Origin of the sequence: Streptomyces javensis (assembly GCF_039525925.1) — a bacterium.
GTDB classification, from domain to species: domain Bacteria; phylum Actinomycetota; class Actinomycetes; order Streptomycetales; family Streptomycetaceae; genus Streptomyces; species Streptomyces asiaticus.
In genome coordinates, this window is record NZ_BAAAIF010000090.1 from 1 (window position 1) to 25,506 (window position 25,506).

General features: G+C 68.5%; 29 protein-coding genes and 1 pseudogene. 22 read left to right on the forward strand and 8 right to left on the reverse strand.

The genetic code is table 11. The features are described from left to right. The first annotated feature begins 254 nt into the window (after positions 1-254). Both ABD329_RS42755 and ABD329_RS42760 read left to right on the forward strand, forming a co-directional pair. Positions 255-1,256: an AraC-like ligand-binding domain-containing protein gene (locus ABD329_RS42755; protein WP_198277218.1), complete on the forward strand. Its 1,002-nt coding sequence runs from the start codon at positions 255-257 to the stop codon at positions 1,254-1,256. Between the two features lie 102 nt (positions 1,257-1,358). Then, entirely contained in the window at positions 1,359-1,742 is a 384-nt protein-coding gene (locus ABD329_RS42760) for a hypothetical protein (protein WP_198277217.1), read from the forward strand. Between the two features lie 254 nt (positions 1,743-1,996). Here the strand turns inward: ABD329_RS42760 and ABD329_RS42765 are convergent. Both ABD329_RS42765 and ABD329_RS42770 read right to left on the reverse strand, forming a co-directional pair. Further along, positions 1,997-2,389 (reverse strand): annotated as a pseudogene (locus tag ABD329_RS42765) (NF041680 family putative transposase); the annotation flags it as partial. Between the two features lie 23 nt (positions 2,390-2,412). Next, positions 2,413-2,676 carry a hypothetical protein gene (locus tag ABD329_RS42770; protein WP_198277216.1) on the reverse strand — a complete coding sequence of 88 codons (264 nt, stop codon included), beginning with the start codon at positions 2,674-2,676 and terminating at the stop codon, positions 2,413-2,415. Positions 2,677-2,729: 53 nt separating this feature from the next. Here ABD329_RS42770 and ABD329_RS42775 point away from each other — a divergent pair, with 53 nt between their 5' ends. The 4 genes from ABD329_RS42775 to ABD329_RS42790 all read left to right on the forward strand — a co-directional run bounded on the left by ABD329_RS42775 (position 2,730) and on the right by ABD329_RS42790 (position 8,699). Then, a complete protein-coding gene (locus ABD329_RS42775; RefSeq protein WP_198277215.1) occupies positions 2,730-3,389 on the forward strand; it encodes a hypothetical protein in 660 nt (219 codons plus the stop codon). 223 nt (positions 3,390-3,612) lie between these two features. Then, positions 3,613-4,875, forward strand: coding sequence for a ParA family protein (locus tag ABD329_RS42780; protein WP_198277214.1), 1,263 nt, complete (start codon positions 3,613-3,615; stop codon positions 4,873-4,875). Next, positions 4,872-5,936 carry a ParB/RepB/Spo0J family partition protein gene (locus ABD329_RS42785; protein WP_198277213.1) on the forward strand — a complete coding sequence of 355 codons (1,065 nt, stop codon included), beginning with the start codon at positions 4,872-4,874 and terminating at the stop codon, positions 5,934-5,936. The genes ABD329_RS42780 and ABD329_RS42785 overlap by 4 nt, the downstream gene beginning before the upstream one ends. A gap of 213 nt (positions 5,937-6,149) precedes the next feature. Beyond that, positions 6,150-8,699: an NACHT domain-containing protein gene (locus ABD329_RS42790; protein ID WP_198277212.1), complete on the forward strand. Its 2,550-nt coding sequence runs from the start codon at positions 6,150-6,152 to the stop codon at positions 8,697-8,699. Positions 8,700-8,781: 82 nt separating this feature from the next. Here ABD329_RS42790 and ku read toward each other — a convergent pair whose 3' ends face one another. Beyond that, the gene (gene ku, locus ABD329_RS42795; protein WP_198277211.1) at positions 8,782-9,675 is read right to left on the reverse strand and encodes a non-homologous end joining protein Ku; all 894 of its coding nucleotides are present in this window, start codon (positions 9,673-9,675) and stop codon (positions 8,782-8,784) included. A gap of 103 nt (positions 9,676-9,778) precedes the next feature. Here ku and ABD329_RS42800 point away from each other — a divergent pair, with 103 nt between their 5' ends. Further along, positions 9,779-10,252, forward strand: a complete 474-nt coding sequence (locus ABD329_RS42800) for a DUF6233 domain-containing protein (protein ID WP_309142722.1) — start codon at positions 9,779-9,781, stop codon at positions 10,250-10,252. Here the strand turns inward: ABD329_RS42800 and ABD329_RS42805 are convergent. Beyond that, on the reverse strand, positions 10,249-10,491 hold the full coding sequence (locus tag ABD329_RS42805) for a hypothetical protein (protein WP_198277210.1): 243 nt from the start codon (positions 10,489-10,491) through the stop codon (positions 10,249-10,251). The two genes, ABD329_RS42800 and ABD329_RS42805, sit on opposite strands and share 4 nt — an antisense overlap. Positions 10,492-11,047: 556 nt before the next feature. Between ABD329_RS42805 and ABD329_RS42810 the strand changes: the two genes are divergently transcribed. The 3 genes from ABD329_RS42810 (at position 11,048) to ABD329_RS42820 (ending at position 12,575) form a co-directional block, all read left to right on the forward strand. Beyond that, positions 11,048-11,590 carry an RNA polymerase sigma factor gene (locus ABD329_RS42810; protein ID WP_309142721.1) on the forward strand — a complete coding sequence of 181 codons (543 nt, stop codon included), beginning with the start codon at positions 11,048-11,050 and terminating at the stop codon, positions 11,588-11,590. A 3-nt stretch (positions 11,591-11,593) separates the two neighbouring features. After that, positions 11,594-12,280 (forward strand): hypothetical protein, encoded by a 687-nt coding sequence (locus tag ABD329_RS42815; protein WP_198277208.1) that lies wholly within the window; start codon positions 11,594-11,596, stop codon positions 12,278-12,280. A gap of 109 nt (positions 12,281-12,389) precedes the next feature. Beyond that, entirely contained in the window at positions 12,390-12,575 is a 186-nt protein-coding gene (locus tag ABD329_RS42820; protein WP_198277207.1) for a hypothetical protein, read from the forward strand. 25 nt (positions 12,576-12,600) lie between these two features. Here the strand turns inward: ABD329_RS42820 and ABD329_RS42825 are convergent, their stop codons facing one another. Then, positions 12,601-12,894 carry a hypothetical protein gene (locus ABD329_RS42825; RefSeq protein ID WP_198277206.1) on the reverse strand — a complete coding sequence of 98 codons (294 nt, stop codon included), beginning with the start codon at positions 12,892-12,894 and terminating at the stop codon, positions 12,601-12,603. 372 nt (positions 12,895-13,266) lie between these two features. Here ABD329_RS42825 and mobF point away from each other — a divergent pair, with 372 nt between their 5' ends. The 9 genes from mobF (at position 13,267) to ABD329_RS42870 (ending at position 22,336) form a co-directional block, all read left to right on the forward strand. After that, positions 13,267-15,174, forward strand: a complete 1,908-nt coding sequence (gene mobF / locus ABD329_RS42830; RefSeq protein WP_198277205.1) for a MobF family relaxase — start codon at positions 13,267-13,269, stop codon at positions 15,172-15,174. A 225-nt stretch (positions 15,175-15,399) separates the two neighbouring features. Continuing rightward, positions 15,400-16,131, forward strand: coding sequence for a hypothetical protein (locus ABD329_RS42835; RefSeq protein ID WP_198277204.1), 732 nt, complete (start codon positions 15,400-15,402; stop codon positions 16,129-16,131). 210 nt (positions 16,132-16,341) lie between these two features. Beyond that, on the forward strand, positions 16,342-16,542 hold the full coding sequence (locus ABD329_RS42840) for a hypothetical protein (RefSeq protein WP_198277203.1): 201 nt from the start codon (positions 16,342-16,344) through the stop codon (positions 16,540-16,542). Positions 16,543-16,848: 306 nt separating this feature from the next. Further along, positions 16,849-17,262: a hypothetical protein gene (locus tag ABD329_RS42845; RefSeq protein ID WP_198277202.1), complete on the forward strand. Its 414-nt coding sequence runs from the start codon at positions 16,849-16,851 to the stop codon at positions 17,260-17,262. Between the two features lie 571 nt (positions 17,263-17,833). Further along, positions 17,834-19,234 carry a replication-relaxation family protein gene (locus ABD329_RS42850; protein WP_198277201.1) on the forward strand — a complete coding sequence of 467 codons (1,401 nt, stop codon included), beginning with the start codon at positions 17,834-17,836 and terminating at the stop codon, positions 19,232-19,234. 84 nt (positions 19,235-19,318) lie between these two features. Continuing rightward, positions 19,319-19,594 (forward strand): hypothetical protein, encoded by a 276-nt coding sequence (locus tag ABD329_RS42855; protein WP_198277200.1) that lies wholly within the window; start codon positions 19,319-19,321, stop codon positions 19,592-19,594. An 82-nt stretch (positions 19,595-19,676) separates the two neighbouring features. Then, complete coding sequence (locus tag ABD329_RS42860; protein WP_198277199.1) at positions 19,677-20,321, forward strand: 2'-5' RNA ligase family protein; 645 nt, start codon at positions 19,677-19,679, stop codon at positions 20,319-20,321. A gap of 88 nt (positions 20,322-20,409) precedes the next feature. Beyond that, complete coding sequence (locus tag ABD329_RS42865) at positions 20,410-20,586, forward strand: hypothetical protein (protein ID WP_344317875.1); 177 nt, start codon at positions 20,410-20,412, stop codon at positions 20,584-20,586. A gap of 523 nt (positions 20,587-21,109) precedes the next feature. Continuing rightward, positions 21,110-22,336 (forward strand): AlbA family DNA-binding domain-containing protein, encoded by a 1,227-nt coding sequence (locus tag ABD329_RS42870; protein WP_198278400.1) that lies wholly within the window; start codon positions 21,110-21,112, stop codon positions 22,334-22,336. 100 nt (positions 22,337-22,436) lie between these two features. On the opposite strand, the gene ABD329_RS42875 is transcribed toward ABD329_RS42870, so the two are convergent. Further along, complete coding sequence (locus tag ABD329_RS42875; protein ID WP_198278401.1) at positions 22,437-22,652, reverse strand: hypothetical protein; 216 nt, start codon at positions 22,650-22,652, stop codon at positions 22,437-22,439. Positions 22,653-22,772: 120 nt separating this feature from the next. Between ABD329_RS42875 and ABD329_RS42880 the strand changes: the two genes are divergently transcribed. Further along, complete coding sequence (locus ABD329_RS42880) at positions 22,773-22,913, forward strand: hypothetical protein (protein WP_198278402.1); 141 nt, start codon at positions 22,773-22,775, stop codon at positions 22,911-22,913. 237 nt (positions 22,914-23,150) lie between these two features. Here the strand turns inward: ABD329_RS42880 and ABD329_RS42885 are convergent, their stop codons facing one another. Continuing rightward, positions 23,151-23,324 (reverse strand): hypothetical protein, encoded by a 174-nt coding sequence (locus ABD329_RS42885; RefSeq protein ID WP_246618627.1) that lies wholly within the window; start codon positions 23,322-23,324, stop codon positions 23,151-23,153. A 9-nt stretch (positions 23,325-23,333) separates the two neighbouring features. Here ABD329_RS42885 and ABD329_RS42890 point away from each other — a divergent pair, with 9 nt between their 5' ends. Together ABD329_RS42890 and ABD329_RS42895 are read left to right on the forward strand one after the other, a co-directional pair. After that, entirely contained in the window at positions 23,334-23,507 is a 174-nt protein-coding gene (locus tag ABD329_RS42890; RefSeq protein WP_246618628.1) for a hypothetical protein, read from the forward strand. 95 nt (positions 23,508-23,602) lie between these two features. Beyond that, positions 23,603-24,049, forward strand: coding sequence for a GNAT family N-acetyltransferase (locus ABD329_RS42895; protein ID WP_198278403.1), 447 nt, complete (start codon positions 23,603-23,605; stop codon positions 24,047-24,049). A gap of 178 nt (positions 24,050-24,227) precedes the next feature. On the opposite strand, the gene ABD329_RS42900 is transcribed toward ABD329_RS42895, so the two are convergent. After that, positions 24,228-25,505, reverse strand: coding sequence for a hypothetical protein (locus tag ABD329_RS42900; RefSeq protein WP_198278404.1), 1,278 nt, complete (start codon positions 25,503-25,505; stop codon positions 24,228-24,230). Position 25,506 lies beyond the last annotated feature (1 nt).

The window sequence follows — 25,506 nt, forward strand, 5'->3', positions numbered from 1 at the left end:
CATCAGGTACCAAACGCATCAGCAATCTCCGCACCACCACAACCCCGTGCCGCGAAAATTAGCAGATACCAGTGCATTCAAGGTGAAAACGACCTCTAAGTGCGTGTTTCTGATCCCCGATGCCGCTTGATCTTGAGGCTTCGTTGCTACCAGGAGGTGCGTGGCGGGACATGTGGCCGAAGTGCTGCTGGACTGCGCGTATCTCCCCATGCCACGTTCGAAGCCGCGGGGGAACCGGCTACGGGGGGCTGGGAATGCTGGTGACGGAGTTCAGTACAGAGGTCGTGGCGGCGCCGGAGCGGTTCGCGCTGTTCGAGGAAATCGCAGCAGATTCGCACCTACGCACTCGGCTGCGCAGCAACGACATGGACGACTTCAGAGCCAAGATGCAGGTCCTGGAGTTGGGGGAGTTACAGGTGTCCGCGCTGTCCTTCCCGTATATGGAGATCGCGCGGACAGCGAAGGTGATCCGGCAGTCCGACCCCGAGGTGTACATGATCAATTACATGGTCGGTGGAGGGGGAGCTTTTTCCCAGGCCGGGAATGACACGACGTTCCATGCGGGCGACCTCATGGTGCTGGACAGCAGTCATCCCTTCGATGCCCACCGCCATGCCCTCCAGGACAGCTGTTCGCAACTGATTGTGCAGCTTCCTCGCAAGCTGCTGCCGCTGCCGGAGAAGACGGTGCAGGGTTTGCTCGCTGTCTCGATCAGCGGGCGCCATGGCATGGGCGGGGTGCTCGCCCGCTGGCTCACCGACCTCAACGCACGCGCCCACGAATTCACCCCAGCCGACATCCCCACCCTCACCTCGGTCACCCTGGACCTCCTGGCATCTGTGATCGCCCGTTGCCTGGAGGCCGAGGAGTCACTGACCTCGGAGACCCGCAAGACCGCCCTGCGGGCCAGAATCAACGCATTCGTCGAACAGCACCTCGCCGACCCGGCCATGACCCCCCAGACGATCGCGGACGCCCACCACATCTCCCTGCGCCATCTCCAGCAGCTGCTCGCCGAAGACGACACATCGCCTGCGGCCTGGATACGCCACCGCCGTCTGGAACGCTGCCGCCTCGACCTGACCAACCCCCGACTGAACACCCGCCCCATCCAGGCCATCGCCGAACGCTGGGGCTTCACCAACCCGACCCACTTCAGCCGCCTGTTCAGGGCCACCTACGGGACACCGCCACGGGACTACAGACACCTGCCGCCCATAGTGTGCGCGAATCGGCAACAACCCTGCGCGGAATGACAAGGCCCAGTGCTGTCCCGCTCGCCATCCTGGATGCCAGGCTCTGATCAGACGGCCCGTCGGCAAACACCGCCCTGTTGTGTGCTATGACAGAGGAGTCACATGCGCAAGAAGATCGCAACGATGGCAGTGGCCGGGGGTGCCGCCCTGGCGCTCACGGCCCCCCTGGCTAGTACGGCCCAAGCGGCCCCGGCCAGCAACATCACCCGCACAAGCGCCTGCGCTAAGTTCACCGGCAACTACACCTACTGGAGCGTCGGCTCCTGGTACGGCTACAAGCTGACCGGCAGCATCACACGAACGTGTGCAGGGAGCGGGTTTCACACGCTCTGGATAACCGGCGACACGAACTCGGGCACCGGTTATTACCAGGACGGAGGCATCTACTACCTGGACTACGGAGGCCAGTCCAAGGACATCAGGCCTTACGGTGAGAGCGGCGGCGTCAAGAACATCCGCATCGCGCTCACCGACAGCGTTGGCTGAGACGCCCACCGAGCTGCACTCGCCAGGGCTCGTCGCCGAAAAGCGCGGCCGCCGCCGCAGCTGACGACTGGCAGCCACAACCAGCAGGCCCCCGCCCAACTCCGGGCGGGGGCCTCGTCTGGCCTCGGGACTGGTAGGCCCGCATCAGAACGGCGACGGGCTCCGGCAGCGGGGACGGCGGGTCGCCCAACTGGACGGTGACGGTCGTCTCGTCGTCGGTGGGTGACTGTCTCAGCGAAGGCTGAGCTTGTTCTTTAACCTTTCAACCGTTGCAAGGCGATGAGCGTCTTCTCGCGGCGGACGGTTTTGCCCACGTCGTAGCGGGGTGCCCGGTGCCTGTTCCTGGTGCCGGGTGGTCGTCCCGGGCCAGGCCGATGGGGTTTCGGTGCTCTGGCGGGACAGGGTATGTGCTGGCGGAGGTTCCGAAACGTCCGGCGGACCCGGGCCGGGGTGAGCCGACCGGGGGCGGCTGGCCTCTCCCATGGGTGCCGCAGGTCCTGGGCCAGTGGGCGGGCGAGCCGGAGCTGGGTGTAGGCAGCGATGATCAACCAGGTCCATCGGTCGGCCGCTTCCGGCTCCCGCAGCCGGGGTTTGGCCCAGCCCAGCGTCTGCTTGAACAACCGGAACGTGTGCCCCAGGTCGAAGCGCGTGCCCGGCGCCAGCAGATCCGTCACCAGCAGCAGATACGCGTGGAGCTTGGCGACGTGGGCCCGCTCCAGGGTGTTCGGTGGAGCTCGGACAGGGCCTGCCGGGCCAGTTCGGCGGCCCGACGAACACCCCGGGCGCGGTCGGCGGGTGTGCCCGCGTCCGGTCCGACCGCGCGGGCGAGTGCGCCCAGCAGTCGGATACCGACCGGATCCAGCTGCATTTCGGTCAGCCCCACCCCGATGTCCCGCTCCGGTTCGGAGCCGTACAGCTCCGTGAACAGCCACACCAGCAGACGGGTGAACCGCGCGGTGCTGGGGAGGAGGCCAGGGACACCAGACCATGGACGGCGTCGGCGACCGGATCGACGGGCGGTCGCGCCAGCGAGCGGCCGATCCGCCGCCGCACCGCCGCAGTGGTCTCGTGGAAGTCCGGGTTCATCGGGGCCAACGCGAGTCGCTCGACGACCTCCCGGGCCTCAGTCAGATCCGCCCGCGGCGGCTCAGGTGTTACGGCAACGGCCCCGCCCAGCAGCAGGCCGACCAGCACCGTCCGGGACTCCACTGCCGGCAGGTGGTCGACCGGCAGGGCACGGTCGGCCCAGCGCAGGTGGCGCAGCGCAGGTGGCGCAGCGCCGTCTCCCGTTCCCCGGGGTCCGCGTCGCCGTCGTGGGTGCAGCGCAGCCCGAGCAGAGCTCCAAGTTGGGGCACGACGAACGTCCGGGCCGGATGGTCCGCCGGCAGCAGCCCCCTCGATGTCGGTCAGCCGGTCGATCACCCGGCGCAGCGCGGCGGACCACAACAGGCCGTCGATGTCGCCGTCCAGCAGCTCCCGGGCCTCCCGGACAGCGGCGACAGCCCGCTCTACGAGCGCGTCCGGCGCGCCGTCACCGGTTGTGTGCCCTCCCCCATCGGTCATCGCGTCCCCTTCCCCCGCACGCGGCTGATGCCCCGTTTGTTCCTACCCCACATTCCACCGGGGCTGGCCTGCGAAGTGCTCTAGGAAGCATCGCAGCGGTCGGCCGCCGCAGTGGCGGCAGTCCTCCCGGTGTGGAGTGTGGCGGCACCGCGAGAGCATTATCACGGCGTGATAGTTGGGAGCGCCTGGCTCGGATCCGGGGAAGAGGGAGCGTGATTATCACGCCGTGATAGCTGAAGCCCTCTGGCTCTACCTAGGTAACGTGTCCATGCTTGATTCGATCATCTTCGTTAGTAAGGTGTCAGGCATGGCTTCTCCCGCTTCCGCTGGCGACCGCGAAAAGGTCGTCTCCAAACTCCCCGGGTGGCTCCGCCAGGACCTCAAAGTCCGCACGGCCCAACTGGGTACCGAGATCCAGACCGCCGTCACACAAGGCATCACCTACTGGTGCGACCTCGCGTCGACTCCGCCCACTGTCGACACCTCCGGCGCCGACTCCTTCTCCACCTGGCTCCCCACAGGCCAGTGGGAAACCTTCAAGGCCACGGCATCCGACCGCAAGGTCTCGATCATCCAGGCACTCGCCCAGGCCGTACAGCTCTGGCTGCAGAAACACCCCGCACCCACCGTGCAGAGACCAGAGATCCCCCGCCGCATCATCACCTGCAATCAGAAAGGCGGCGTCGGGAAGACCGCCGTCGCCGCAGGCACCGGCGAGGCCATGGCCGAAGACTCGAACGCTCTCTACCCGGTGCGCATCTCCAAGCACTTCGCTGCAGCGCTACTCAAGGAGAGCGCGGGCGAAACCAGCGACACCGACTCCAACCCGCTGACCATAGAGGACCGGCCCGGCCTCGGCCTGCGCGTCCTGCTCGTGGACTTCGACCCCCAGTGCCACCTCACCCAGCAACTCGGGCACACACCGCTGCCCATGGACGGCGACAGCCTCACCAAGCACATGGCGGGCGAACCTGCCGGCAAACTCCGCGATCTGATCGTCCCCATCGAGGGCGACCAATTCGGCGACCGGTTGCACCTCCTGCCCAGCTGCAACGACGCCTTTCTCCTCGACGTCAAACTCGCCGGCGTCCGGGCACGTGAAGCCGCCCTCGAACGAGCCCTCGCACCGATCGAAGCCGACTTCGATGTCATCATCGTCGACTGCCCGCCCAGCCTGGGCCTGAGCATGGATGCCGCCGTCTACTACGGCCGCCGTCGCGACAACGAACCTCCCGGCTCCTCCGGAGCCCTCGTCGTCGTCCAGGCAGAAGACAGCTCAGCCGATGCCTACACCCTCCTGACCACCCAGATCGAAGACCTCCGAACCGACCTCGACCTGGACGTCGACTACCTCGGCATCGTCGTCAACCACTACGACGCCCGCCGCGGTTACATCGCCACCTCTTCTCTCGAAGCCTGGATGGACATAAGGGACCCCCGGGTCGTTGGCGTCATCGGCGACCTCAAGGAACAGAAAGAAGCGGTACGCGTGAAGCGCCCCCTGCTCGCCTACTCCCCCAAGTGCGATCAGGCAGTCGGCATGCGAGCCCTGGCACGGGAGATCTCATGAGCAGCAAAGCCTCGAAACTCGGAGCGAGCACCTCCTTCGGCCAGGCTCGCCCTGTCAGCGCCCGGAGGGCCGCGATCAGTGCCGCCACCGGAGCACGCACTGAAGGCGTACCCGACCCCACAGAGCTCCCCGTCGGGCAGATCAGCCAGAACCCCGACAACCCCCGCGACCACCTGCGCGACCTCGAGGACATCACGCAGAGCATCAAGGAACTCGGCGTCATCAACGCCATCACCGTCGCCAGCATCGACGCTTACCTCCGAGAACGCCCCGACCGCGCCGACGACCTGGACGAAGGCACCAAGTACGTCGTCGTGGACGGCCACCGTCGCCTCGAAGGATCTCGCAGGGCAGGCAAGGACACCATCAAGGTGATGGTCGACGACGCCCGTGTGGCAACCGATGAGGCCCTCCTCGAGGCCGCGTTCGTCGCCAACTTCCACCGCGACGACATGACCGACCTCGAACAAGCCCACGTCCTGGAATCGCTGGTCAAGTTCTACGGCAGCCAGACCAAAGCCTCGCAGCGGCTCGGCCTCCCCCAGGCAACCATCTCCTCCAAGCTGTCGCTGCTCAAGCTCTCCCCCGACCTCCAGGCCGAACTGGTCAGCGGCGAGCGGCAAGTCGAACACGTCCGGAACCTTGGCAAGCTCAGCCCCGAAGAACAGCGGGCCGCGGCGGACACCCGAGCCGCAGAAGCCAAGCGGCGAGCGGAACAGAAGCGAGCCGGCCAGAAGGCTGTAACCCAAACCGATGATTATCACGCCGTGATAAGTCAGGGTGCAGACAAGACGATCACACGGCTGTCGGCGGGTGGAACCACTACTCAGTCAGAGGCCGAGTCGAAGACGGCGGCAGGTGCAACGTCTACAGCGGTGCCCGCGCAGCCTGCCGGGCGAGAGCAGGACTCCGCCGATGGGAACCACGAGCCAGACCCCATGCAGACAGTGCCATGGCGCGATGTGCATGCCGTAGCCGAACTCATCCGCGATCGCATGACCTATGAGGAACAGAAGGAGTTGGCAGATCTGCTGCGAAGCCACGTAGCTGAAAACGCCTGATCAGTGGATGAAGTCCTCCGTATCACGTTTCAACCAGCCATGACACAGAGCAACGACATCCTCACCTGACTGTGCCATCCTGAGGCGGAACGGCCTGCGCGTGCTGGCATGTCCGGCGGAGGTACTCAGGCGGGCCGGGGGAGAGACGGGCGCTACGGGGGTAGGCAGGTGGAGCTGTCTTGCCGGCTACAGGGAAGGGCTGGCTGAGCGGCCATGTCGGAACACCGGCAGGGCGACGTGCACAACGTGTTCTCCGGCGGCAGTGCGACGTATGTCATCCAGGGGCGGGACTTCGGCGCCGTACATCTGCATCTGCCGCCATCGCAGACGGTGCAGGACCGCGCCGCCGTCGAGCTGGCAGGCGTCGTGCTCGCCCAGTGGCGGGACGAGGCAGGGGCCCGGAGCCTGACCGGGAGCACCAGGCTCCCGGTGGGCTGGCGGGCTGACTGGACAGTCGCCGACCACCGCGAGCACGTCGGCGCCGACATCACCGGCAACACCGCAGGCCTCACCGAACTTGCGGCCGCCTTCCGGGCACTGCCAGCCCAGCGCCTGGTAATCATCGGCGCTCCCGGCTCGGGCAAGACGTCCCTGGCGATCCTGCTCACGCTGGAGTTGCTGAGCCTGCGGGATGCCAACCAGCCCGTTGCCGTACCGCTACTGATCTCGTCCTGGGACGCAGGCAAGGAACACTTCGACGTCTGGCTCGCGCGCCGCATCCACGAGGAATACGTCGGCCTGAGCGAGGGCCTCGACCGGCGCCGGATTCGCCAACTGGTCCGGGACCGGCGGGTGCTGCCGGTCCTCGACGGCCTGGACGAACTGCCGCGGCCACTCAGGTCAGCGGCGCTGGAAGGCCTCAACAAGATGGGCGCCGACAGCACACCGCTGATCCTCACATCCCGCACGGCGGAGTACGCAGAGCTCGTTGAGGAAGAGGCCGTGCTGCAGTCGGCAGCCGTGATCGCGGCGCAGCCAGTGGAGGGCGCCGCAGCGGCGGAGTACCTGCGTGGCTCCTCCCACCCACAGCGCTTCCGACAGTGGCAGGTGCTCCTTGACCACCTCACAAACCACCCGGAAGCGACGGCGGCCAGAGCGCTCTCGTCACCGCTGATCCTATGGCTGGCCCGCACGGTATACGCCGGTCCGGACGCCGAACCCGCTGAACTCGCCGACGAGTCCCGCTTCCCCGACGTGGCCGCCATCGAGGGACACCTGCTCGACTCCCTCGTTCCCGCAGCATTTCCCTCCGGGCCGGTCTCACCCCACCAGCCCCACCCGGTACGCGAGTGGGGACACGCTCAGGCGCAGCGCGCCCTCGGCTTCCTCGCCGCCCATCTCACCGCAACCCGGACGAAGGAGCTCGCCTGGTGGGAGTTGCACCGCGCAAAGCCGCCGACCGTCCTCAAAGCACCGGTGCTGGTAGCCGGCTACGTCCTGCTGATGGCAAGTTCCACATGGTTCCAGGAATGGATCACCGGAGGCGATCCATTCCTGGGCCTCCAGGTTGCCGCAGGAGCTCTGACTGCCACGTTGTTCGGGATCACAGGCGGCATGCTGCTGGCGTTCTCACAGCTGTGGAAGGGGCCGCTGCCCCGTCGGCTCGCCGCGTTCGGCAAACAGCGCTCCCGCATCCCAGGCCTGTTCTGGCTCCTTGTGTTTCTGGCGCCCATCGCCCTCTTCCTGACGCGGGATGAACCGCTCCTGGCGTTGGGCTTCATCGTCCCAGCGCTGCTCATGATGGTCGTCGGCGCACCCGCCGATACTGCGCAGGCCGTCGGACCACGAGCGTTGCTGAACGGCGAGCGGGCCAGCACGGTGCTGATGCTGCTGGTCGTCGCTCCTGTGATCGGGGCCATGGGCACCCTGGCCACGGTCTCGGTCGGCAACCGTGTTGTGATGATCGGCAGTTGGATGTCCGGTACCGTCGGTGTCGCTTCGGTGATCATGTCGCTCAGTCCCTGGGCGCAGTGGCTTCTCGCAAAAGTGACCCTCGCAGGCATGGGCCGGCTGCCGTGGTCGACCATGACATTCCTCGAAGACGCGCGCAGAATGGGCGTACTGCGGCAAGTCGGCGGCGTCTACCAGTTCCGCCATTCCCAACTGCAGACACGCCTCGCGGCCAACCAACGCGGTGGCGGCACCCTGGCGCCCCGCCGGCGACGTACCGTCACCCGTGCGCCCTGGCCGGTCCGCCCGCTTCCTGCAGCGCGCAGCACGCCGCAAGCCGTTTGCATCCCGGGCTATGTCGGGGTCCGGGTCCGCAGAGGGCAGCCGGGCAACTACGTGGTGATGTGGACGTTCGCGCTGGTGTGGACCGGCATCATCACACTCCAGGACGGCTGGCACGACCCCGGCGCATGGTCGACCGTGGGCTTCTTCGCCGGGCTTCCGCTCGTCGTCGACTTGCTGATCCCACCGCTCACCTGGCGCAGGGCCGCGCTACACCTGGACAGCGGCGCCATCCGGTACGCGATGGGCAAAAGGACAATGCACTTCGAGTGGCGGGACGTCGCGGAAGTTGCGGCACGCCGGTACGAAGTGCCGCTCGGACGGAGCGACGGTACTGTCATGCTCCACCTACGGCTGAGACCCGAGGTTGCTGCGGGTCCGCAGATTCGAGTCAACAGCAGCGGCTGGATTGCTCTGTGGCCGCTCGACAGTCCCACCGGGGACCCGGACGACGCGACAGTTCCACTCGAACTGCACAATGCGCTCGTGTGCTTTGCGAGGGAACGGTGGCAGCCCCCGGCCAAGCGCTGACGCCCTACTTGTCCACAGGTGCCGGTGCCCCCTCAGGTCCACCCTCGTATGCCCGCGCTTCGGCGAGTGACGCAGGAGGGGGTCAGGACGCGGGCCGCTTCTTCGCCGGAGCCTTTTTGGCGGTCTTCTTCGTCGCCTTCTTGGCGGGGGCCTTCTTCTTGGACCGCATCTCCCGGACCTCGCCTTCGCCGACTTCCTCGCCGCGGCTCTGCTTGGCGGCGCGCACGCTGTCCTGGAGGGCGGACATCAGGTCCACGACCTTGCCCTTGGGCTCGGCCGGCGCCTCCGCGTGGGGTGGCTCGGCGCCTTCGGCTTTGGCTCGGATGATCGCTTCCATCGCTTCGCGGTACTGGTCCTTGTACTGGCTGATGTCGGTGGGGCCGATGGCGTCCATCAGGGCCATGGCCTCGTCGACCTCGGAGTCGGAGACGTCCACGCCACTGGGCGCAATGCCGTCGGCGGACCGGATTTCGTCGTCCCAGTGCATGACCTGGAGGACGATCGCGTCGCCGACGACCCTGAGCGCGCCGAGGCGCTCGCGTCCGTGGAAGGCGAACTTCGCCACAGCCACCTTGTCGCTCCTTTTGAGGGCCTCGCGCAGCAGTACATACGGTTTGGTGGCGACGACCCCGTCTCGCTCGAGGTAGTAGGGCTTGCCGTAGCGGATGGCGTCGAGCCGCTCCTCGGGCACGAAGGCCTGCACATCGATCGCCTTCGCGGTCGGCAGAGGCAGCTGGTCGAGGTCTTCGTCGGTGATGGGGACGAGCTGGTCGCGCGAGACCTCGTAGGCGCGGCCGATCTCTTCTGGGGCGAGTTCGCGGTCTTCGATCTCGCACACCTTGCGGTTTCGGACGAGGCCGTGGTCGGGCATGTGGATCTGCCGGAACCGGATCGAATGATCTTCGGTTGCCGAATACATCTTGATCGGAATCGTCACCAGACCAAACGACACCGCACCGCTCCAAACGGGGCGCATGGCTACCTCCACAGGCACCCCCCTGGGGCCTCCCAGCGTATGCGAGGTATGGCGGTGATGCCCGGGTCAGCCCGCATCCCTGTATTCGAACTAGAATCGAACGGTGGGTGTTGAGGAGGAGTGGCGGTCGAAGGCCGGGCCATGGGCCAGGGCGACGATGCCGGACGGTCAGGAACTGGACGTCGTAGTCACTGCGCGCCATCGATCGAGGGACGGCCGCTGGTGGTACGAGTGTGAGGCCATCCTCTCCGCGCGGCACGAAGGGGCTGACGGCGCCACGAAGACGATGGGAGCCCCCACTCCGATCAGCGTCGAGTCCGAGCGGATCGCCAAAATCCCGGGCGAGGACTACTCGCTCCTGCCGACGGACGGGGCGATCGCGGGTCGCCAGTGGGCGGTTGAGCGGCTCCACCAGTACACCGAGGATGCCCCCTCCCGCCGCCTTCACCGCCGCGACTGCTGGCAGGTCCGCAACGAGCACACACTCATTCCCACCCGCGAAGCGACCGAGAGCCAGGCACATCCGGACATCGCGATCTGCGACGTCTGCCGCCCGGACAAGGCGCTGCCACGCTAAGCCCCAGCAGTCCCCTCTGAGTGCCGTGCAGCTTTCTTCACCGCCTGCTCCACCTCGCACCTTTTCAACCCGGCCGATGCGGCGTGTTCGGTCACCGCCGCCTGCACCCGCTCAGCCGCCACACGCCACTGCTCCCAGTGGGCCCGGTGCTCTTCACTGTCGAGCCCGGCGAGCCTCGCGTGCTCAGCATCTGCGGATTTTTGCAGGTCAATCAGCTCATCGGTCGCCAGATCAGACATGCGCGCGATTCTACGTGCGGAGGGCAACGGACGGCCCGGTCCTCGATGGGCGCGGTGTCGCGGCAGGGTCGGGGGACCGTGAAGACGCGCGGTCGAGGTTCGCGGCAGGACCCCGGGCTGGGGTCGAGGGCGGCTCGCGGTGGCGGCTGGCGGGGCTCGCGCGGCCGCTCGGGCAGGGCCGTGCGGCCGCGACACGGTCCGGGTTGTCGTTCCACGCGCTGGTGGCTGCCGTGATTCACCCGTACGGGGGGTATCAGGGGGCGCGTGCCACTTCCTGCGCGCCCCCTTCAAACTGTGATGTGCAACACGGCAGCGGCCGCGCCCGGCAGTGCTCGGCGGGGCCCCGCAGTCGTAAACGCTCAGCTCGCGGCCGGTTACTTAGCGGTATGAACATCACCTTCCGCGTTCGTAGTGTTTCGCGTAGTGATTTTCCTTGGGTCGTTCATGCGTCTCTACGCGTCAATACGACTTAGGTGGTGTCCAGGCCCCCTCGGCCTACGGCATCCGCGAACCCGGGTGCCGCACCCCCGCCATGTCTTCAAAGAAGAGGACCTTCGTGACCGCAAACGGCGACCTGTTCGAGGATGACAGCCCGTCGCTCGGGGAACCCCTCGCGCTCCCCTTGGAGTTCGAGGCGCACTACATCACCAACCAGGAGGCGTATCACCAGTACGCGCTGGCCTACCTGAAGACTTATGAGGCCGCCGAGCAAGCGGTGCACCGGGCCTTCATCGAGATCCTGCGGCACTGGAACACCCTGCTGGCCGAGAGCAACCTCCAGCAGCAGACGTGGGCCATCATGCGCCGGGTCGTCATATCCCAGGCCCTGCTCGACACGCAGGCCAGGCTCGCCACCGGCGACCACCCGGTCCACAAGGCACTCGCCAAACTGCCGCCCAAGCAGTTCGACGCCATCGTGCTGCGGGGGTGGATGAACAAGAGCGCCGAGGAGATCGCCTGGTACATGGGCATCACCACCAGCACCGTGGACTACCACTGCCGCAAGGCCCGCGAGCGCCTGGCCCAGGCGCTGGGCAGGACCAGCCGGACGAAGAAGACCGGCAGGACCACGCGCAAGACCAAGAACCAGGGGGAGTAGCCCATGACCACCATCGACCAGCTGCTGGCTGACGCGGCTCCGCCGGTCCGCGAGCACCACTTCGACGTGGCCGCCGGACTCCGGCGCCTGGCCCGTGAGGCCGGCTACATCCTCCCCGGCCTGGAGACACAGCGAGCACCGGAAGCCGGACAGCGGCTGAAGGCCGTCGCCCGCTGGTGGCTCACCAGCCCCCAGGCCGCCGCCCACGTCGACCAACTCGTCACCGAACTGGACGAGAACGCCCCCGACCCGCTCCACACCGCCACGCCGCTGGACGTCCACGGCGTCCAGGTCTTCGCCTGCCTGCTCCACCTCACCGGCCACCCCGAAAGCGCCCAGTTCTGGTGGGAACTGGCCGCCAGCGCCGACGTCCGCGGCGCGGCCTACTGCCTCCACCTCCACCACCTCAGCCGCGGCGAGGAACGCGAAGCAGCCCACTGGCTACTGCAGGCCAAACGGGAACGCGACCAGGACATCGAGGACGACGGACCCCCCGAGGACATCGAGAGCCTCGACAACCGGTTCTTCAAAACCTTCGAGCAGTACGTCCGCCACCACGACGCCACCATCGCTCCCACCGCCGACCTCGACGCAGAAGTCGACCGCCTCGCCCGCGCACGCGACGGCCTCGTCGGCCATCCCGACCAGCAGCTCGCCGAGCGCCTCCACGCCTTCGCCAGCCGCTACTGAAACGCCCTCGAAAAGCACAAGGAGCCCAACTCCCGACCCCCGGTTCCGAGGCCAACGGGTCGAGACGGGCCCCTCGCGACGATGCACCCCCAGCAGAGGAGCACCTCCGATGAAGAATAGCTTCAATCCCGAACCATCGGGAAGTAAACGGCGAATCGACCGACTGAAGCGCTGGTTTGCCCGACGCCGACGCACCATCGCCGCCCACATGCTGCGTGGCGCCTGCTACGGCATCGGCACCGGCGCCGCCGGCCTCGGCTTCTGGTGGATCGAATGGTGGGCTGAGCACCACTGACCGACCACCTCCAACCGCCCTCGGCTCAGGGACCGGTGAGGATGGTGTGGGTTCCGATCCGGCGCCACACGATGTGGCGGGCACCCTTCACCTTCTCCCGGCCGTAAGACCAGGTGGCGGGTCCGTCCGGTGCCCAGGTGAGTTCGTAGACGCCTGGTAGGCAGCGGACGCGCTTGATGCGCAGGCCGGGGCGAAAGCACCCGGCGCGGAGGTCTGGGACGAAGGCTTGAGTGACGACCTGGCAGAAGCGACGACGCTGTTCGGGTGTGAGGTGGTGGAGGTCGGTGGTGAAGCGGGGCAGGGCCTCGTAGGTCGGCACGCGGTCCTCCAGGAAGCACGAAGCCCCCGGCGAGTGCCGGGGGCGGTGGATGTCTTGTCTGGGGTGAAGGGAGTCGGTGACGTGGTGCGGGGTGCAGCGTCGTTGGCTGGTGGCCGGGGGAGCGGTACGTAGGTACGCGGTAGTTGACGGTGGAGGCGGCTGCTGTCGGTTTTTGGGGTGCGTGTGGTGTGAGTGGCTGGTCGTCGCGCAGTATTTGCATGGGCCCTGAGCGTCAAAAGCGGTGCCCGCCGGGCGGGCGCGACGCCGTTGCCGGCGCCCGCCGTGCGGGACCGGCCGTGCGGTTCTGCTGAGCCCTCCCGCCCCACGGGATCGGGGCTTTTTCGCAGGTCAGAGCCGGTGTTCCCTGTGGGGATGCTGAGCATTGCGAAGGTGCAGCCGGGGAATGCGTGGCGGTACTACCTGCGGGGCGTGGCCGTCGGGGATGGTCGCCGTCCGGCCCGCAAGCCGCTCAAGGCCGCCCAGAAGGAAGTCGGTCTCCCGCCCGGAGTGTGGATGGGCCGTGGTCTGCCCGCGCTTGGGCTCACTGCCGGGGAGACGGTGACGCAGCGGCAGATGGAGCTGCTGTTCGGCGAGGGCCGGCATCCGGATGCCGACCGGATGGAGCGTGAGCGCCTGGACGACGGCGTCGACCCCGACACGGCGCGGTTGAAGACAGTTCTTGGGCAGCCGATCGAAGAGATCGAGCAGCGGAAGCAGACCCCGCTGCTCGCGCTCGACTTCGTCTTCCGGCCGCAGGCGTCCCTGGTCGTGCTGTGGGCGCTGGGTGACGACCACACCCGGCGGGTCATCGAGCGGGCGCACGAGCGGGCCATCACCACCGTGCTGCGCTGGCTGGAGGACGAGATCGCAGAGACCCGGTGGTCCTCCGGCCGGAAGCGTGCAAAGACACCGGCCCTGGTGGTCGCGCGGTTCCGGCACATGGACAACAGAGACGGCCTCCCCCTACTCCATGACCATTGCCTGATCCTGAACCGAGTGCAGCGCCTGGACGACGACGGAGAGCCTGTGTGGGGCGCCCTCGACACCCGCCGCCTCTACCAGAACGTCGTGGCGGCCGGGACGCTCTACACCCTCACGATGACGACGGAGGTGTGCGAGGAGCTCGGACTGGCAACCGTGCCCCGCGAGGTCACACCCGGCCTGCGTCCGGTGATGGAGATAGCCGGCGTCGGCCAGGAGCTGATCGACTGGTCCTCCACTCGCCGTCAGCGGATCGAGGACGCCCTGGAGGGCATCACCGACCAGTACGTGAAGGACCATGGACGGCTTCCCGGCGAGCGCGCCCGTCACGGGCTCGGGTGGTGGGCTGCGCAGGACACCCGCCCGGAGAAGAAGACCCCGCGTCCCCTGCACCAGCTGCGCGCGTGGTGGCGCGCGTCCGCGATCCGGCGCTTCGGGCAGCAGCTGGTCGACGGGCTCCTTCGGCGGTGCCGTGCGGCAGGTGCGGAGATCCGGGCCCGGGTGCGGCCGCTGGTGGACACCGCGCTCGCCGCCATCGACGTCGCCGCCGTCGTCTACACCGTCCGCGGTGTGTTCGCCCGCCGCCACGTCCTCGCCGAAGCCCGCCGGCACCTTGCCGAGACCCTCCGCGGCCGCGCGTGCCCGCCCGGCCTGGACGACTACATCGCCGACCAGGCCCTGGCGCGCCACGCACGCCAGCTCACCCTTCCCCGGCCCGGCCGCCGGAGCCCGGCACCGGACCAGATCACCTACACCGCCGACTTCCGCTGCCCCGCCCGCTGGTGGGTCGCCGGTACGGGTAAGCCGCCGCGGGCGTCGACCCGGTACGAGCGGGCCAAGGTCGCCAGCCTCGCCCTGCAGAACGCGATCCGCACCGCCCGCGCCGCCCCCGCCGCAGCGTGGGACGAAGCCCACGCCGCGACCGCTTCAGCCACCGCGCACACCGAGGCCCACAACCACGACCACGATCAGGCGGCGGCCACACCGCACGCCGTCGACCACCCAGACCGGGACGCCGCCCTCACCCCGGTCCAACGGGCCGCCGCCCACCACGCCCACCAGCAGGCCGCGATGCCGGAGCACCTGGAGGGCCGGACGACGGACCCCGCGTCGTGGCTGCGCACACCGGAGAACCTCAGCCGGCTTGCCGCCTTCACCCGCGAGGCCGACGCCCGCCGCCGCGCCATCGCCGACCGGCAGCAGCCGGAGCGACCGGCCGCCGCGGACCGTCCCACCAACCAGCAGCAGCACCACACGCCCCGGCCCGACCAGGGCAGGGGAGCGGCCCGTGACCGCTGATGGATGCAGACCGGCCAGCGTGTGGCCGATCTGCGCCTTCACTCCGTCGTGACCTCGGGGCGGGTCGAGAATCGAGAAGCGTTGGCACCCGAGCCAGAAGGCCCTCGGGCTCCGGCCGGCCGACACCGAGCAGTTCCTGCACCGCGGCCTCACCCTGTGCGCCCCGAACATTGCGTCTCCTGACCCCGCCGCCCACCAAGTACAGCCCCGTATTGGAGCGCTACGTTGACCTTCGAGCCAGTCGACTTGAACCTGACCGATCCGACCAAGGGCTACCTGCACTTCGTCCTCTACACCGAGGCACGCCTCGGCGTCGCCTCGGGATCGCTGAACGCCGGGGTGTCCATCGAGGCGTCCCAGACCCGGACACCCCACTTTCAGGAGTGGCTGAGCAGGCTGGTGCGCTGCGAGCCGAACGCGATGCACTGCACGCTCGTGGAGCGGGCGCAGATCCCGGCTCTGTTCCACCCGTGCGTCACGGAGGACAAGGACAGCCCGTCGGCCGTCGGCGGCTCGGGGTGTGTGTGCCGCCGGGCTTTCTACGACCCCGAGTTCGGGCTGCCCGTCGTCGGCGAGCACTTCAAACGCCGCGGCGAGGGAGGCACGGACCAGTGGACCTACCAGACGTACGCTCCGCTCGACCTGCGTCCTGACGACACTTTCAGCTCCTTCATCACCGGCCGCGGCCTGTTCTGGGCCCGGACGGAGAAGGGGCTCCTGTCGATCCTGCCGCAGCGCAACGCCCTCGGCTACAACCTCGGGTACAGCGGCGGCGGCCCCCACGCCCTGGCCGCCTACCTCACCCAGGTCGCCGACTCCGATGGACAGAACACCGCCGCCGGCGCCCCGTATGAGCAGGCGCACCCCGCGATCCTCGCCTGGACCGAGAGCAGCGCGGCCGACCGCGGCAGGAACGAGCTGACGCTGCGCGACCTCAAGGCCATGCAGCAGAGCTGACCGACGCCACACGCTGACGCCCCATGGACCCGCCCGTGGGCGTCAGCGCGTGCGCCGCCCGGTACGCCGGGCTGGCGGCGGGGCCCCGTCTCGCGGGAGGGGTGACGAAGCCGCCGGAGCACCTGCCGGGACGCGGCCGACGCGCACGTCCTGGAGGTGACGGAGAGAGGGCAGGGTGCACAGGACCAACACCCGAGCACGGAGGCCCGCATGGCTGACCCCGCCCCGCTGTACCTCTCGCCGGAGCGCCTGGAGCAGCTCCAGCGAATCACCGACGCGATCCGGCTGCGAGCGGCGCTCTACCCGCCCCCGAAGCCGCCGCCCCGCCGTCGCCGCACGCGGCAGTACCCCAGCGGCAAGCCGAACCCGCCGTGGCAGCCCCCGCGCTACCACGGGCGACGCCGGGGATGAACCGAACGACGCGGTGCGCAGCGCGTCCGACGACGAAGCACATCGCGCGCACCGAGGCGCGCCACGATGAACTTCATCCTGCGCACCGGTGCGCGCACCGGCGATGGCGTTCACTCCCGACCGCCGCACCGGTGCGCATGACGATGCCTTCCGGCGATGCGCACCGCACCGCGACGCGCGCACTCACAGTGACGCTGCGCAGGGTTGGCGAGGCCGATTGCGCACCTTGAGGAGAGGTGCGCAATCGGCGACGTTCTTCCTAGACCACGTTCGCTACCGCTCGCATCATCTCCTTATGCGTGCACGATGCTGCGCATCAAGGGGAGAACTCTTCCGCCCGTCCCCGCCCTCGAGCCATTCACGCTGAGTGAAGCGGTGCGTGGCGCGGTGCGCATCCCGCACCACGATGCGCACCGCCGGGAGGGAACGCACAGCATTGTGCGCGCCGGGGCGGGAGCGAACCGCGCCGAATGCGCACCGCTGGCGGGGGAGTGCCGTTCATCGCGCACTGCACTGGTGCGCACCATGATGCGCACTGGTGACACCGCAGCGGCCCGCCGGATCTGCTCCGGGGCGAGCTGGGCCTTCGGCGACGTCGTCTCCGTGACGCATTCCTACCTGCTCGTTGGCCGGGTGCGTGCCGGCCCGGCCGATCGCCCTACGGTTCGGGTCTGGGCCTGTGGGCAGAGGCCGTGCTTCGGGGCGGGGCGCGGCCCGTGACGTCGGTCACGGACAGACCCGTCCGGACCAGGGGCGGTCAAGGCGAAATCGGACATCCCTCGGCGGTGACCGTCAGACCGCGGACAAGGGGTGCTTCCTCACGGTGGGCTCGGCCCGTACGCAGACCGGTGTGCGGGCCGGACAACCGACGGCCCGGCCATCAGGCCGGAGAATCCGAGGACACCGTGCCTGCACCCGACCGACCCGCCCCTTCCCGCCGCGGCGCCCGTCCGCGATCCTGGAGCCCGGCCCGCCGCCACCTCACCGTCCGGCCCGGCCGCGCCCGGCGCGTCGGCTGTTGGCCAAGCCTTGGTGAGGCCCTGCCGCCGGCGCTTGCGTTCCCACTGCCGAAGCCACTTCCGTGCCCGGCACCCGTGCACACGGGATTTCCCCTTGTCACCACAGGTTTCCGGGCCCGCGCTGGATCGTCACAACCCTCTTCTCTCCCCTTGTCCTTGAGTTGGATGTCGGTGGTGGGGGAGAGCATCGGGTCCGGGGGCCCGGTCCCCTCCATGGCCGGGGGCCGGCGCCCGGCCGCTGGCCGGTCGCGGACGACGGGAGGGCGAGCCTGATGGCCAGCAAGCGCAAGGCGAACGAGGCGGGATCGAGTAACGACCTGCGCGGCGACGTGCTGCGCGTCCTCGGAGTGCTCAAGGTCGCCACGGCCGACCAGATCCAACGGCTGTGCTTGCCGCACCTGACCTACCGGCACACGACCAAGCCGACGGCGGCCAAGCAGAAGGAAGCCCGCACCGCTTCCCACCGGGCCGCGGCGAACGACCTTCGCCGCCAGGGCCAGCTCCTGGACGGCGGCCGCACCAAGCGAGGGGAAGAGGTCCGCATCCTCACCGCTGCCGGACTGGCGGCCGCCGGACTCGAGCTGGGCCGCGAGCCGGAAGAGATGGGCGGCATGCCCAAGGGCGCGGGAAGCTCCGGGGCCTCCCACCCGATGACGGTGAACGAGACAGTCATCGCCCTGATCCGCCCGAAGCCGAACCTGGACCTGGTCACGGGTGAGCCGCCCGAAGCAGTCGCCGCCGCACAGGCCGCCGCCCGTGCTCCGGACGGGATCGGCACCCTCGCCTCCTACGCCACCGAGGTCGCGCTCCCGGTGAAGGGCACCTGGAAGAACCCCGCAATCGGCAGCGCCCGCCCCGACGTCGTCCTCACCGCCCCGGAAGCCGACGTGCCGCTGCTGTTCATCGAGGTCGACAACTGCACCGAGGACGCCGTCCTCATCGCCGCGAAGTTCGACAAGTACGCCCGGTTCTTCAAACGCAAGGAGAAGGACACCGACGGCATCGAGAAGCCGCTGTGGCGCACCCGCTGGGATGTGTCCGCCCCGTGGTGGTACGACCAAGTGCACCCGCCGGTCCTGCTCGTCTTCCACCAGGTTGGCAAGCGCCCCGCCCTGGGGCAGATGAAGAAGGTCGCCGACCTCACCCGCCGTCACTGGGAGGGCCAACGGTACGACGGGTACGGCGGCTACCACCGTTACCCCGGCTGTATCCCGATCGTCGCGACGACGCTGCCCTGGCTGCGCGAGCATGGCCCGACCGGCCCCGCGTTCTGGCGGTTCGGCCGTCAAGGACGGCAGCCTCTGCTGGAGGCGATCAGCAACCCCCGCCAGGACGCTGCCCTCGCTCGTCAACGCGCAGCTGAGCGCGAGCGGGAACGGCGCCGCGCGGAGCAGGAAGCCGCGGCCCGCGAGGCGCGGCGGCCGGTATGTGCGGATTGCAGCCGCAAGTTCAGCGACGACCGGTGGAAGGCCGTCGACCGGCGCGACTGGAGCCTGCCGCGCCAGTCGCACCCGCGTCTGTGCGAGGACTGCCAGAGTCGGGCCGTCGCAGTCGAGCAGCAGGCCGAAGCCGACGAACGCGAGCGCCAGGAACAGGAGCGCCTGCGCCAGGAGTCGGAGGAACAAGCCGCCGCACAGAAGGCCATGAGCTGGTTCTCCCGCTTCCGGACCTGACCCGGGCAAGCCCCAACCGGCGGCGCGGGCAAGCCGCGCCAGGGACAAGCCCGCGCTGTCGGTGGCGGCTGGAACGCTGAACGGATGAACGGCGATGATGAGCAGCTGCTGTGCGGCAGGGTCTACGGTCGCGACCACGACGACCCTGACTCCGGCCCGCGGCCGGGGCATACCTACGTCGAACTGACCGGCGGGCCGCTGGACGGGCTGTTCCTGGACGTCACCGGCTGGACGACCGATGAGATCGACACCGGCGCCGCACTGCCCACCGAGCTCGGGCAGTTTCCCGGTGGTCGCTCGCTGTACGACCCGCGTCCCGGCGACCCGAACCACTTCGACTGGTCGGGCGACACTCCCTGAGCACAGCACTGCCAAGGGGCATAGCGCCAAGCTGCGCGGCACCGAGAGGATGGGCCAGATACCAGGCGACAGGAAGGCGCAGATGGACAACTTCTTTGAGTGGGTGGGGCGCTTCTGGCCAACAGACCGCCGCGATCTGCACTGGCACGTCCTGCCGTCTTCGGAGGAGGCCAACGCTCTCGCTACGCCGTACACGGGACTTGCTCGGCCGGGGTTGCAGAGCGTGCCGACGAGGTGGATGCACTGCACCCTCCTGCACGCCGTCGGACTGAGCAGCAGCGACGTCGACACGGACGCGCTGCTCAAGGATGTCGGAAGCTGCACGCAGACGGTACGACCCTTCAGGTTGACGTTCGACTGGCCCGCCGTGGGCAATTTCGCGGTGGAGATCAGCGGATGGCCCGGACGTCCCTTCGCCGCGATCGTGGATACCCTCACCCAGGTGATGACCCGCACAGGAGCCGCTTTCAAAGCCGCACCGAGTCGCTACCCCCACATGTCCCTCGCCTACGCCGCGGACGGCGCTGAGGACCTCGACGCGGTCACCCTCAAGGCCGCGCTGGCCGCCATCGAGCAGCCCTTGTCCCAGACCGTGCTCGTGGACCGGCTGTACCTGGTCGAGCAGTGGCACGACGGCGCGCACATCACGTGGCAGCCGATCGCCGAACTGCCACTCGCGGGGCGCAGGCATGACCTCGTTTCCCGGGCCCCACCCGATACACGGTGACACCGTCGAGATCATTGGCTCCACCACCTCACTGACCATCACCGGGAGCATCACGTCCCAAGGTGTTCTCCGCGACGGCTGCGGGCTCGTGGAACTGACGTTGCCCGATGCCGATCCGCAGCAGCGGTGCGATATGGAACGGAGCACCTGGATCCAGTACAAGCTGTACCGCGGTGGTGCCCTGGTCTACTCATCCGGGCATCTCGAACTCAGGGAGACTCGGAGGGACGACAACGGAGCGCTGGTGCTGAGCGCTTCTCCCTGAATCCGAACCCGCGCCCGTCCTCCCCGCCCCGGCACCGGCCGCCGACCCCGACGTCCTCACCGACGTCCAGAGCACCACTCCCCAGGCACCAGCCCCCGAGCCACCGCCCGCCGCACCCTCAGCTAGTGAAGCCGGTTTGGCAGCGTTGAGCTGGTGGTTTGAGCTGTGCGCCCCAGCACAACGCGCCGGACACCGCCTGCTTGCCCGGGGTATGGCCAGATGTGTCGCACCAAGGGGCATACGTAAGGCCCGCCCGGCCGGACGGGCGAGCAGTCCGCGCCGAGCCGCCGCAACGCCTGCCCTCCCGCGGCGAGGGAGGACCGACCCGGTCGGGTGGGCCACGGACTCCGGGAGAGAAGACTGCGCGATCCTGGCCCGAAGTAGACGAGCGCTCGACTGTCGGTCTCTCTCCGTACCCTTGGCGCTCAGCCGCTTGGGCTACGGCCCGTGCCGGGCCTTGGATCAAGGGAAGCGGGACCGCACAGTGACATCGATCTACCTTTCCTCCGACAACCCCAGGTGGGTGCCGAAGACCGAGGCCGACCTCCAGGCCGCTGTCGACGGCGGCCTGTTCGAGGAGAGCCATCACCTGGACCTGAAGAAGGCCCCGAACAGCAAGGGCGACAACAAGGAACTCGCGCGAGATCTTTCCTCGTTCGCCGTCGACGGCGGCACCCTGATCATCGGCGTGCAGGAGAACAAGGAGAGCCGCACCTTTGTACTCGCCCCCCAGCCCCTGAACGGGCTGCCGGAGAAAATCGAGCAGGTGGCACGGACGATTCCGGACCCGCCGCTGACCATCCTCACCGAGGAGATCAGGGCTGCGGCCGACGACGGGACCGGCTATCTCATCGTGCACATCCCTGCCAGCCCCGTCGCACCGCACATGGTCGACAACCGCTACTTCGGCCGCGGCGACAAGACGAAGTACCAGATGGGCGACGCCGAAGTCGTCAGTCTGCACGCGCGGCGGCGCAACACCGAGGCCGACACCCTCGCCCTACTGCGCAAGGAGATGGACGAAGACCCGCTGCGCGACGTCGGAGCCCAGTCCCACCTCTTCCTGGTCGCCCAGCCCACCGCCGGACGACGGGACATGTGTCTGTCCATCACCGGTGTACAGGACTGGAACATGCGCCTGCACACCCTGATCCGCCGCGTCCACGAGAACCAGAGCCTGCGGGCAGCGCTCGAGGACGAGGGATTCAGTCCCGATCTGAGCCACGCTCACCAAGGACACAGGCGCGCCAGGGGAGTGGCTCTCAGCTCCGCAAACCTCAAGTCCGACCGCACGTACGCCGCAGACGGCAGCTATGGCGACGAAGACGTGATCGAAGTCCAGCTCTTCGAGGACGGCGGGCTGCGCCTATTCATGACCCGTCTCTCCGACGGCCTCCGCAGCGGGTCGCGGAACGAGGAGGAGCAGGTCCTTTTCGACGCCGGCGCCGTTATCCTCACCCGGCACATGCTGGAACTGGTGCGCCTGGTCTCCGACGACGTGGGCTACCACGGGAACTGGGCGGTGGCGGTCGGAGCCAACCGGCTCCGCGGCCGCCGAAGGCACACACAACAGTCGCTCTTCCCCAGCAACCATAAGTACAGCGCCGACACCTACGAGGAGACGACAGGCGCCACCCTGGCGGAGCTGCGTGACGCACCGGGCACGGTGACCCGCAGGCTTCTCGGCCCTCTCCTCCGTTCGCTGGACTCCGAAGAGCTGTTCACCAAGGCCCTGGCCGACGAAGGGTAGACCTCGACCCACAAGACGCCACGGCTCCGGGAAGACCAGCCATGACGCCCCGGGGCCCGGCATGCAGCCGCGCTGTCCAACGACAGCGCGGACCCTGGCATCACGTGGTGGCCGGCTCCGGCACTTCGAGGCATTCGGCGACCCGGCGGGCCATCGCAGCCACCTCCGGCGGGAAGCGATCCAGCCAGCTGAGGTCTTCGCACAGCCGGGCCCGCAGCCCGTGCAGGCATGCCATCGTGAACAGCACCTCCGGATGGCCCTCGGGCTGCTGCGCAGCCTGCACCTGGCGCTGCCCGCGGCCGTACAGCATCCGCACCGACCCGGGCTCGCTGCTGCCAGCGGGTGCTGCCTGACCGAGCAGGCCCCCAGGTGCGCCCGGTCGTCCTCCTGCGGTCCGTCGGCCCGGCTCTGCTGCTGGCTGATCTGGAGGTAGCCGTTGAGAGTCTCCGGGGCCACGCCGACCTGCTCGCAGTACGCGGCGATCAGCATGGCCACGCTGTTCATGGTGTCCGCCGCGTCCGCGGCCCGGTACAGCGTCATCCGCTTCCAGTCCCTGGCGACGTCCGAGGCCGCGTAGCTCATGACCTCCTGGCAGCGCTCGACCGCTTCGTACACCAGCTGGTTGACCGCGCGGCGCATCGGCTCGGGCATCGGGGTGTGTTCCATGGCCGCACGCTAGAGGGGCCGCGTGCCCGGAGTCCGCTGTCGCGGCCCCTCGCTCACCCGGACGCAGCAGCGTCAGACGCCGCTCGGCACCCGGCCGAACAGCAAGAGGCCCCAGCCACGCCGGGGGCCTCACCGGAGACGGTGCCGGTCAGGGCAGGAAGTTCTGCTGCCACTGGAGCGAGTCCATGCTCAGCGCGGCATCGGCGAGGGCCTTCGCGGACGGTGTCTTGAGCGAGGCGAGGCTGGTGTCGATCGGCCGCACCAGCGCAGCGCCCCGTGCGAGAACATCGTCCTGTTGGGCGACGTACCCGGTGCCCGGCACCGTGACCTGATGGCCTGGCCGCACTGGGTGCTGAGGAACCTCTACGGGCCGGTCGGGGTGATGTTCGGCAAGTTCTACGCGGGAGAAGAGGAAGTCACCGCGGCTGGCCACCGGGTCCCGGCGGCCCCCGCCTCGTTCCTCCCCGTGAGGGCAGCCGTCCGTCGCCGCGACCACGCTTCCTGAGCGCGACCCCCGACCTGGCCGCCGCGCTCGCCGCGCGACGACGACGGCCGCGACGTGTTCGCGCACATCCCCACCGAGTGGACGGAGATCCGCACATGGGCACAACACCTGCTCCCCCCGGCGAAGCCGTCGCCCTCCTCACCGGCCAGACCGGCGAGCCCACCGCCATCCAAGTCCTGAGCGACCGGCGCGGCTCCCGGGAATCCCCTCGCGTGCAGTGGAGCTGGGGCATCCTCGCCGAGAACGACCTGATCGGCCTGATCTCCCTGCGCCGACGCACCCCGGCCATGGGCACCATCAGCTACATCCTCCGGGAAGACAGCTGGGGCAACGGCTATGCCACCCACGCCGCCCACCAGGTCGTCACCGTCGCCTTCACCACCGCCGGCCTCAACCGGCTGGAGGCCATGCACCACCCCGACAACCCCGCCTCCGGCCGCGTCCTGGCCAAAGCCGGGTTCACCCGCATCGGCACGGCCGACCGGGACTCCGAGACCGGACCCGTCCCCTACGAGCTGTACGCGTTGGAGAGCGGGGCCTGACATGAAGCTCAACGACCTCGACCCGCTCACGCCGAAGCCGCCGACTGGCTCACCGCCACAGCGGCCGGGGAGATCTGACCCACGTCTGGACACACCGCGGGCCCCGGGAATGAAAACATCCCCGGGGCCCGGAGCGACGCAGAGCCCGGTTAGCCGCGCCTGACACGTGAGGCTGTGCCTAGCTGCGGCTGGTGATGCTTGCCACCAGGGCGTTGACGAGTTCCTGCAGGGAGGTGATCTCCTGGCGTAGGTCGTCATCGACGAGGGCTGGCAAGTCCGTTGGGTCGATGGAGGAGATGTTCTTGCGGGTCGCCTTGAGTGCTCTCTGGAACCGCACTCGTTGCTCGCTCGCACGCAGATGCGGATCCGCTTCGACGACCTTGGCGACCAGCTCTTGCACTGCTTCGTAGGTGCTGGATACCGCTTCGGGGTCAGATGTGTCGTCGGTGACTTCCGCCAGGTGCGCGGTGACTTCGTTCCTTATCTGTTCCGGCAGCTCGATCACCTGTCCGGAAGGGGCTTGTGCCTTCCCTTCTTCAGATGCTTGCCGGACATAGGAAAGGTGTTCCTCGCGGCGTTCCTCGGCGGTGAGGGCTTTGAGCGCATTGCGAGCGGCCTCTGCCGTCTTGGGGTCGGCCATGATCGCCGCGCGTAGCGCCGTGGGGTTCTCAGCGACTTCCAGTGCCTTGGTCGGTCGGATTCCCTCTGCTTCAGCGGCTGCACTGATGAGGGCACCCCGGTCGGACGAGGCGCTGCGGCGGCTCGTGTAGTACAGCGTCCAGTCCTCGGCAGGGGGGAGCTCAACGGGCTCATGTCCGGGATACAGGTGGGTTGCACTTACCGTTACGGCACCGGCTGCATGTGCTGCCTCCCACGCCTTGTAGTAGCGCAGGATGCGTTCAGGAGACGTACCTGCGCGCCGGGCGAACTCGGCAGCGGAGATCTTGGGCACGCCTCCGTGCTTCGGTGCTTCCGCCGTCCCTGCATTCGCTGGACGTACCTGGCAGGCCACGAAGAAGGCCAGCCACCAGCTGCCAGCCTTGTCGAGGGCCGTCCAGGCTTGTATGTCACGGTCCCGCTGCTGCTCGGAGTAGCTGGTGACGCCGTCTTCCGCTAGGAGTCGGCGGACCTCGGCGCGCATGGCGTCCATCTTCGCCCGGATCTCAGCGACCGTTTCGTGCGGATGGCGCATCTGCAGCAGCACGTGTACGTCCTGTACCCGCTGTCCAAGGCCGAACGGCGGCTTGGCCTCGATGAACTCCGCGAAGGAGGAGAACGGGGCAGAGGAATTGATCCCTGAGGGGATCTGGCGCCACGTGCCGTCAGCCACGACGGCAGCAAGCAACTCAAGAAAGCCGCCGGGCGTTCCGCCGTCGCGCTCCGCAGCGTTGCGGAGCCGGTAGACACGCTCCTGTTCCGGGGTGAGCTGCGAGTTCGACTCTATGCGTACGCTCATA

Excerpts from the sequence above, each read along its gene's own strand:
- ABD329_RS42755 (WP_198277218.1), top strand. The coding sequence starts at position 255 with ATGCTGGTGACGGAGTTCAGTACAGAGGTCGTGGCGGCGCCGGAGCGG.
- ABD329_RS42760 (WP_198277217.1), top strand. The coding sequence starts at position 1,359 with ATGCGCAAGAAGATCGCAACGATGGCAGTGGCCGGGGGTGCCGCCCTG.
- ABD329_RS42775 (WP_198277215.1), top strand. The coding sequence starts at position 2,730 with ATGGACGGCGTCGGCGACCGGATCGACGGGCGGTCGCGCCAGCGAGCG.
- ABD329_RS42780 (WP_198277214.1), top strand. The coding sequence starts at position 3,613 with ATGGCTTCTCCCGCTTCCGCTGGCGACCGCGAAAAGGTCGTCTCCAAA.
- ABD329_RS42785 (WP_198277213.1), top strand. The coding sequence starts at position 4,872 with ATGAGCAGCAAAGCCTCGAAACTCGGAGCGAGCACCTCCTTCGGCCAG.
- ABD329_RS42790 (WP_198277212.1), top strand. The coding sequence starts at position 6,150 with ATGTCGGAACACCGGCAGGGCGACGTGCACAACGTGTTCTCCGGCGGC.
- ku (WP_198277211.1), bottom strand. The coding sequence starts at position 9,675 with ATGCGCCCCGTTTGGAGCGGTGCGGTGTCGTTTGGTCTGGTGACGATT.
- ABD329_RS42805 (WP_198277210.1), bottom strand. The coding sequence starts at position 10,491 with ATGTCTGATCTGGCGACCGATGAGCTGATTGACCTGCAAAAATCCGCA.
- ABD329_RS42815 (WP_198277208.1), top strand. The coding sequence starts at position 11,594 with ATGACCACCATCGACCAGCTGCTGGCTGACGCGGCTCCGCCGGTCCGC.
- ABD329_RS42820 (WP_198277207.1), top strand. The coding sequence starts at position 12,390 with ATGAAGAATAGCTTCAATCCCGAACCATCGGGAAGTAAACGGCGAATC.
- mobF (WP_198277205.1), top strand. The coding sequence starts at position 13,267 with ATGCTGAGCATTGCGAAGGTGCAGCCGGGGAATGCGTGGCGGTACTAC.
- ABD329_RS42840 (WP_198277203.1), top strand. The coding sequence starts at position 16,342 with ATGGCTGACCCCGCCCCGCTGTACCTCTCGCCGGAGCGCCTGGAGCAG.
- ABD329_RS42845 (WP_198277202.1), top strand. The coding sequence starts at position 16,849 with ATGCTGCGCATCAAGGGGAGAACTCTTCCGCCCGTCCCCGCCCTCGAG.
- ABD329_RS42850 (WP_198277201.1), top strand. The coding sequence starts at position 17,834 with ATGGCCAGCAAGCGCAAGGCGAACGAGGCGGGATCGAGTAACGACCTG.
- ABD329_RS42855 (WP_198277200.1), top strand. The coding sequence starts at position 19,319 with ATGAACGGCGATGATGAGCAGCTGCTGTGCGGCAGGGTCTACGGTCGC.
- ABD329_RS42860 (WP_198277199.1), top strand. The coding sequence starts at position 19,677 with ATGGACAACTTCTTTGAGTGGGTGGGGCGCTTCTGGCCAACAGACCGC.
- ABD329_RS42890 (WP_246618628.1), top strand. The coding sequence starts at position 23,334 with ATGGCCTGGCCGCACTGGGTGCTGAGGAACCTCTACGGGCCGGTCGGG.
- ABD329_RS42895 (WP_198278403.1), top strand. The coding sequence starts at position 23,603 with ATGGGCACAACACCTGCTCCCCCCGGCGAAGCCGTCGCCCTCCTCACC.
- ABD329_RS42900 (WP_198278404.1), bottom strand. The coding sequence starts at position 25,505 with ATGAGCGTACGCATAGAGTCGAACTCGCAGCTCACCCCGGAACAGGAG.